General features: G+C 68.1%; 1 pseudogene. It reads left to right on the top strand.

Going from position 1 to position 251, the window contains the following annotated elements:
• A pseudogene (locus KVS69_RS20035) lies at window positions 1-251 on the top strand (hypothetical protein); the annotation flags it as partial.

A 251-nucleotide genomic window follows, 5' to 3' on the forward strand; every position in this document is an offset into this window, starting at 1 on the left:
CTTCGCGCAGCGCACCATGGCCGTCGGCCGTTGGGTGTACGTGGCCCACCAGATCGCCAGCCAGCTGGTCGCGCGGCGCGACGCGCTGGACAGCCTCCTGGCCGGCCTCTCGCGCATGGACTTCCGTATCGCCTGGGTTGGCTGGACCCTGTCGATCATTGTCTGGGCCATCCGTTCGCTGGTGGATACCGCCTTCAGCGTGGTCGCCCTGTCCGAGCGCGCCTTGTCGCGTGAGATGGAATACCAGGCCG

It is taken from the genome of Stenotrophomonas sp. GbtcB23 (assembly GCF_019091045.1).
GTDB lineage: Bacteria > Pseudomonadota > Gammaproteobacteria > Xanthomonadales > Xanthomonadaceae > Stenotrophomonas > Stenotrophomonas rhizophila_A.